This is a genomic window from Compostibacillus humi, assembly GCF_014637175.1.
GTDB classification, from domain to species: domain Bacteria; phylum Bacillota; class Bacilli; order Bacillales; family Amphibacillaceae; genus Oceanobacillus; species Oceanobacillus humi.
In genome coordinates this window covers 1-6,841 of sequence record NZ_BMEV01000100.1, presented here as the reverse complement: position 1 = coordinate 6,841, position 6,841 = coordinate 1, and the positions used below count along the sequence as shown (strand labels likewise).

At 32.7% G+C, this 6,841-nt stretch carries 4 protein-coding genes; 3 read left to right on the top strand and 1 reads right to left on the bottom strand.

Annotated features, from left to right (window positions below; all coding sequences use genetic code 11):
• Nucleotides 1-551: IS110 family RNA-guided transposase (locus tag IEV18_RS16030; protein WP_188393378.1), on the bottom strand; the 551-nt coding region annotated here is incomplete at its 3' end.
• Nucleotides 552-1,145: 594 nt separating this feature from the next.
• On the opposite strand from IEV18_RS16030, the gene IEV18_RS16025 reads away from it, so the two are divergent.
• Genes IEV18_RS16025 through IEV18_RS16015 form a run of 3 tightly spaced genes read left to right on the top strand, consistent with a single transcriptional unit; the run spans nt 1,146 to nt 6,563 of the window.
• The gene (locus IEV18_RS16025) at nt 1,146-3,122 is read left to right on the top strand and encodes a TerB N-terminal domain-containing protein (RefSeq protein ID WP_188393377.1); all 1,977 of its coding nucleotides are present in this window, start codon (nt 1,146-1,148) and stop codon (nt 3,120-3,122) included.
• A complete protein-coding gene (locus IEV18_RS16020; RefSeq protein ID WP_188393376.1) occupies nt 3,112-4,425 on the top strand; it encodes an ATP-binding protein in 1,314 nt (437 codons plus the stop codon). Before IEV18_RS16025 ends, IEV18_RS16020 begins: the two co-directional genes overlap by 11 nt.
• Nucleotides 4,425-6,563 (top strand): DEAD/DEAH box helicase, encoded by a 2,139-nt coding sequence (locus tag IEV18_RS16015; protein ID WP_188393375.1) that lies wholly within the window; start codon nt 4,425-4,427, stop codon nt 6,561-6,563. The genes IEV18_RS16020 and IEV18_RS16015 overlap by 1 nt, the downstream gene beginning before the upstream one ends.
• Nucleotides 6,564-6,841: the final 278 nt, after the last annotated feature.

Here is a 6,841-nt window from a genome sequence, read left to right as displayed (position 1 = left end):
TAGCCTTCTGAAATTAAGTGTTCCAATAGCCTTCTTCCAGAAGCGCCGAACACATCTGAAATGACTGTTGCCAGTTTAATGTTTGATGCTTCTAAGACTTTCTGAATTCGATTCTTTTCTGCAGTAATATTATTAATCAATTTCTTTCGATAGCGGGTTAAGTCACGAAGTTGACGTATATCCTCTGGCGGAACGAAACTTTTCTCAATAAGTCCATGTCTTAATAATTTCGCAATCCATTCTGCATCTGAAACATCAGTCTTCCTACCAGGAACATTCTTAATCCGTTGGGCATTCGCCAAAGTAATATCAAAAAAATCTTCTAGGATATTAAATACAGGTTTCCAATAAATTCCTGTACTCTCCATGGCTATATGTGTTACACCGTGGCTTTCAAGCCACTTTAACAAATGAAATAAATCTTTTGTTAACGTCCCAAAGGTTTCAATTTCTTTAGTAAGATCATTGTTGTCATTCTCAATAAGAACACAAGCGACAATTGATTCCGAATGTACATCTAAACCTGCACATCGTTTAAATAATACATCCATATCTCTCAACCTTTCTTTTAGATTCCACAACAGTGGAGTGAATTTGTAAGTTTATCATTTTTCTGTACGTAGTTATCCTTCAAGTCGAGGGAGCTAACAATGGGTTGTGCAACAAATTCACTCCAACAGTTTTTATTACAGGGTTAAAACCACCATTAAAGCCCGCGTCATATACTCACTGTTATGGTATCTACATTATAGACGAAAATTAATTATTTTCATTCAGGGTTGAGAGCGAAAGATCATGTTTGTTTTTATAGAACGATGAATAAAATGAAGCAAACTTATTTTTTATATAATTAATGACCTATATGAAACTTTCCTATAAAACGAGTGGGAGAATTATTAGGGATCCAGACAGGTATTATAACAGCTATTTTAGACAGAATTATTCATAGGGCTGAGAAAGTAATATATTTTAATAACGATAAAAACTATCGAACGAAACATCGTACTTCTATTTTTGATGACAAAAGTGTTCATTTTATCTTGATGGTTACAACGTTCTAGTTTTTCCATCTTTCATCACACTTTAAGTATTAGGTAAATATGTCTATAATTAAATTAAAGTGTCTAATTATAGGAAGTGAGTTTATGAAAAAGGAAAAATCTTTGATATTGGGATACACCCTTGCTTTTTTCTTAGGGGGAATTGGGGCTCATCTATTCTACTATAAAAAATATGTTAGAGGTGTATTGTATCTTCTTTTTAGTTGGACATATATACCGATATTTTTAGGTTGGATTGATATGCTTTTTGTAAAAAAATGGGCAAATCAAATAAATGAGGAAATTAAACGTAAACAAGAGAATGAATCTAAAAATATGAATGGATTTCTACCTGTTGAAAATACGTCAAAAGTAATAGAAACTAAAATGTCTATAGATAACAAATTGAATTCGGTATCAAATAGTTCCAACCTAAAAAAAGTGACAAATTTTTTAAGGGATTCTTTTACTTTTTATGAGGAAAGTGAAATTATACTTCCTAAATACAGCCATCTAAAGGCAGATAAAAGCATCTTAGAACACCTAGAAAATGCGGATGATACTATTTATGAGGAAAACGGTGTAAGGTTAACAGTTTCAATGTCTACTAATTTTTCTGATTTTACAAGGGACTCATTAAAATATGCCCAACAAAGAGGGTTCGAAACGAAAGAGATTCCTTTTCAATCATATTGGCCTACTTTTCAGGATTTAGATAAAAGACAATTAAAATGGTATTTCTATTGGAGAGAACAAGCACTTAAAGGAAATTACTTAGAAGTTGATTTAAGTTACATTTTTATTTTTGTGTATGAACTTTTGAATTATTCATTTAATCGAAATGCAGCGTTTAATGTTAGTATGTTAATTCGATTACTGGATAACTATAAAGATATTTATCCAGAATTGGAAAGTTATTTAAGACCTTGGATTGCAGATATGTTGTATGAATTAGGAGAGGTTGATTTAGCAGAAGAATGGGATGATTTTAAGCAAAATAATGTACCGAAATTATATCAAATTCTGCAGAAAGAAACGAATAATCTAGAAAAGATATCGATGAGTGTTTGGAAACCGTATATACGTAATTATAGAGAAACCGTTTTTTTTCAAAAACATAAAAATAAAATATATAACAAATTTAAACAAAGTATTCCGCTCATACAAGAAGTGTATCAAGAAATGGGAACTGACTTATTAAATAAATGGTTCGAGGTTCGTAATTCAAGAGCGATTAGAAACTTGTTCAGCAGTGCGGTGGTTGATAGGGTTGATAGGCAAATTCATATAAGGGTTAAAGAATGTCATCCAACTGAAGAATTGTATAATGTGTTGTCTAACCTTTTCCGTTTAGCAGAAAATGTTGTCAGGATTGAAATTGGTGAAAAAAGACAAATAAAAGTGGATGAAGAGGTGCTCCCACCTGGGATGAAAGAAAAAATGCTAGAAGCAAACAAACGATTTAAAACGGTACAATCTAAAGAGAAAGGAATAAAAGGAAGTTCAATCCCGGCTCCGTCAAAAGAAATTGAAAAAGATGAGAAAGAAATGCGAACAAGCGAAGATCAGCCGTTAAACGAGTTTGAGTTTGATTGGGATGAAATTAATAAGAAAGAAGAAGAATTACGTCGTCTACAAAGTAAAATAGATACAATCGATTCTGATGAAGTGGAATCTGAACATATGAAAGTTACTGCAACGAAAGAGCCAGAAAATGTACAAACTGGCAATACTGAAAAAACTTTTACTAAAATAATTGATAATGATTTAAATAAAGAAAATTCATTGGTTTCAATGTTTGTTGATGAAGATGGAAATTCTGATGAATTTATAGAAGATTTGACCGACATTGAAAAACAATTTCTCCTGTTGTTTGAAAATAATATGTTGTCTATCGAGAAAGCAAAAGAGTTCGCAAAGAAGCACGGTAGAATGCTTGGGGCTTTTATAACAGAGATTAATGAAAAGGCGAATGAATACTTAGATGATATTTTGTTAGAAGAGACTGAAGAAATGATTGAAATTCTTAATGATTATGAAGGAATCAGAGCGATTATAAGAGGTGAGAAAGTTGAAAATTAAAAAAAGAGATTCTACTGCTATTCTTAACTCTCTTGCAGGTGGTGTTGTCCCGAACCGAGGGCTTCATTATATTATGGTTGGAAGAACAGAGGAAGCCGAACAAATATTGAAGGATTTAAACAATGTAAAGAACGGTACATCTAGTATTAAGTTTTTTATTGGTCCTTTTGGAAGCGGTAAAAGTTTTATTCAGGCTTTAACTCAACAAATTGCTTTTAAGCAAAAGTTTGTCGTAGCAAAGGCAGACTTCACACCTCAGCGAAGATTATATGGAAGTGAAGGAAAAGCGGTCGCTATTTATACCGAACTAATGAAAAATTTATCTACTTCTACTAAGCCGGATGGGGATGCATTAGGTAATATTTTAGAAAAGTGGATTAGTGAAATACAGGCCCAAGTATTACAAGAGAAAGGTTATGGATCAATTGAATTTGATAATCCTGATTTTGTAAAAGATATAGAATCAAAGGTTTTTTCAATTGTATCCAAAATGGACGAGCTGACAGGTGGATACGACTTTGCGCGGATTATTACCCTATATTTTAAAGGGTTTATAGAAGATAATCCTGAATTGCAACGTAGTTCTTTGCGATGGTTAAGGGGAGAATATCGTACAAAAACTGAAGCTCAAAAGGATTTAGGAGTTCGCACAATAATTGACGATACGAATTATTATGAATTTCTGAAAGTCATAGCAAAGTTTGTGAGACAGATAGGGTACTCAGGTTTAGTTATTAACTTAGATGAAGCGATTAACTTATACAAAATTACCCATCCGCAGTCAAGGGAAAAAAATTATGAATCGATCTTAAAAATATATAATGATACATTGCAAGGGAATGTAGAAGGTCTATATATTACCATTGGTGGAACGCCTGAGTTTTTGGAAGACGAGCGGAGGGGTATGTTTAGTTACGGAGCTTTAAAAAGACGATTAGAAAGTAATAAATTTGAAACAAAGGAACATCGAGATTTATCCCAGCCGGTTATTAAATTAACTCCATTAAATCAGAATGATACGTTTGTATTGTTAACAAAACTGAGGGATATTCATGCTGCGCACTACGGTTATGAAACAAATATTAGCAAAGAAAATATTGCCTCCTTTTTAAAGAAAGAATATGCACGTCCGGGTGCTAATGAAAATCTTACCGTAGGAGATATTATTCGAAACTTCTTAGGAGCACTTAATATTTTGCATCAAAATCCTGATTATGATTATAGTAAAATCTTTTCGAAGGAAGAGGGAAAGGCAGAACAAGCTTCTCCAATGACCTCTCGATTTGCAAAATTGGAGGGATAATGGTGAGTACTTTTGATTTATTATCTAAAAAGATTCAGAAAAAAATTTGGGATATGCGTTGGAACGAATTTACGCCGATTCAAGATATGGCTATACCTGCCATTATGAAAACTGATTTTGATATTATTCTTTCATCAGGAACAGCTTCTGGTAAAACGGAAGCTGCTTTTTTACCTATATTATCAATGATTGAAGAAGAAGCGGAAAATTATTTAAAAGTAATATATATTTCCCCGTTAAAGGCTCTGATTAATAATCAATTTGAACGTATAATTTCTTTATGTGAATATACAAATATCCCAATCCATCGTTGGCATGGCGATGTATCTCAATCACGAAAAAAGAAGTTCATACAAAACCCAGCTGGAATATTGCAGATTACACCAGAATCGATAGAGAGTCTATTTATCAATCGAACAGAACACCTTGTATCAATTTTTCAATATGTAGACTTCATTGTTATTGATGAAATACATTCATTTTTAGATACAGAAAGAGGAGTCCATTTACGATCTTTGCTATCAAGAATGGAACTGTATACGGAAAAATGTCCTCGAATTATTGGTCTTTCAGCAACAATTGATAATTTTTCATTTGTTAAGAAATGGGTAAATCACTCGAATTCAGAAAGTGTACAAATTATTGAATCTCCTGGTAACGACAAAGATTTGTTCTATAGTTTGATGCCTTTCCCCGCAGATAAGAATTATAAAAAACCACTCGAATTATTTGAAGATATACGGTTTTTAACAAGAGAGCAAAAAGCACTTATTTTTTGTAACAGCCGGGGAGAGGTTGAGGAAACAACCGTAATGTTAAATCGACTTGCCAAAAAAGAGGGTATAGAAGAAACCTATTATGCCCACCATTCATCGATTAATAAAAAAGAACGTGAATATGTTGAAAAAAAGATGGCTGAATCGACTGTTCCAAAAAGTGTTGTAGCAACAAGCTCGTTAGAATTAGGTATTGATGTTGGAAGTATTGATTTAGTTATTCAGCTGGATAGCACTTTTACTGTGTCTGCATTGAAACAACGTTTAGGAAGATCGGGAAGAAAAAGAGATGCCAACCAGATGTTACAGTTGTATTCAACAACAAAAGACAGCTTCTTACAATCGTTAGCTGTTATGGAACTGGTAAGAGAAAAATGGGTGGAACCTGCAAAGGGATACGCAAAGCCTTATGATATATTGTTTCATCAAATTATCTCGATTTGTAAAGAAACAAATGGGGTTAGATTAGAAGATTTATTATTGAAGATAGAGCAAATTGGTATTTTTTCTGAACTTGAAAAGGACAAGATACTCTCTTTAATAGAACATATGTTAGATAAGGAAATACTTGAAAAAATCCAGGGCACTAATGAATTGATTGTGGGGTTAGAAGGGGAAAGGCTAATGCGTAGTAAAGACTTTTATTCCGTATTTATGACCCCTGAAATGTATGAAGTTGTTGCTGGAATGAAAACCATTGGTACTTTGGATAAGGTTATGTTTTTAAATGTAGGAGATAATATCATCCTAGCGGGACGTCTATGGAAGATTAAAGATATTGATATGAACCGAAATAAAATATATGTTCAGAAGGCAGTAGATGGGGACCCTCCTAAATATACGGGTGGAAATATTAAATTACATAAACGTATACCAGAAAAAATAATGGAGATTCTGTGCTCCAATCAATCATTTATATATTTAAATGAAGAGGCAACAGATTTGCTAAAAGATCTACGTAGGCCTTACCTATATAATCAAATCCAATCAACGGAACGAATTACTTGGAGAGACAAGGAAGAAATGATATTTGAAACCTTTACCGGGACAACTATAGTGAAAACACTTGTCTGGATGTTAAGAGCCAGGGGGATAGATATTGGAGCACCAGATGGTTTAGGCAGAATCAAACTGCCTTCAACGGTAGACATTATCGATGAATTAACACAAATTAAAAATAAAAGTTGGGAGATAGAAGAGTTAATTTCGGTAACTAAGGAAAATGAATTGTTTGTTTCTAAATATAGTGAATATCTTCCTCAGGAAATTCAATTAGAAATGTATGCAAGTCATGAAATAGATATAGATGGAGTAATGGAATTTTTGAATAGCTATACTTTTCGGGTTGTTGGAAATGAGTAAATAAACGGTCTATTAACAGTAATTAATATTAATTAAGAATGGATGTATTTTTATTATCAAACTAAAACTTCTTAGTAATTTCGATTTGTTTTTTGAAAATGGCTGTAGCAAAAGCTGAAATAATTTGCAAAGCTATAAATTTTTGGAGATGTATTTTGAGAGTGTAAAATATTTTGTGTAAATAGAAATGCACTAAATAATGTTCATAGAAAAAGGAAGACCCTTTCTGTAGAATAAAGTTAGCCTACTAAATCCACAGAAAAGAGGTCTTCCCTATG

Excerpts from the sequence above, each read along its gene's own strand:
- IEV18_RS16025 (WP_188393377.1), top strand. The coding sequence starts at position 1,146 with ATGAAAAAGGAAAAATCTTTGATATTGGGATACACCCTTGCTTTTTTC.
- IEV18_RS16015 (WP_188393375.1), top strand. The coding sequence starts at position 4,425 with ATGGTGAGTACTTTTGATTTATTATCTAAAAAGATTCAGAAAAAAATT.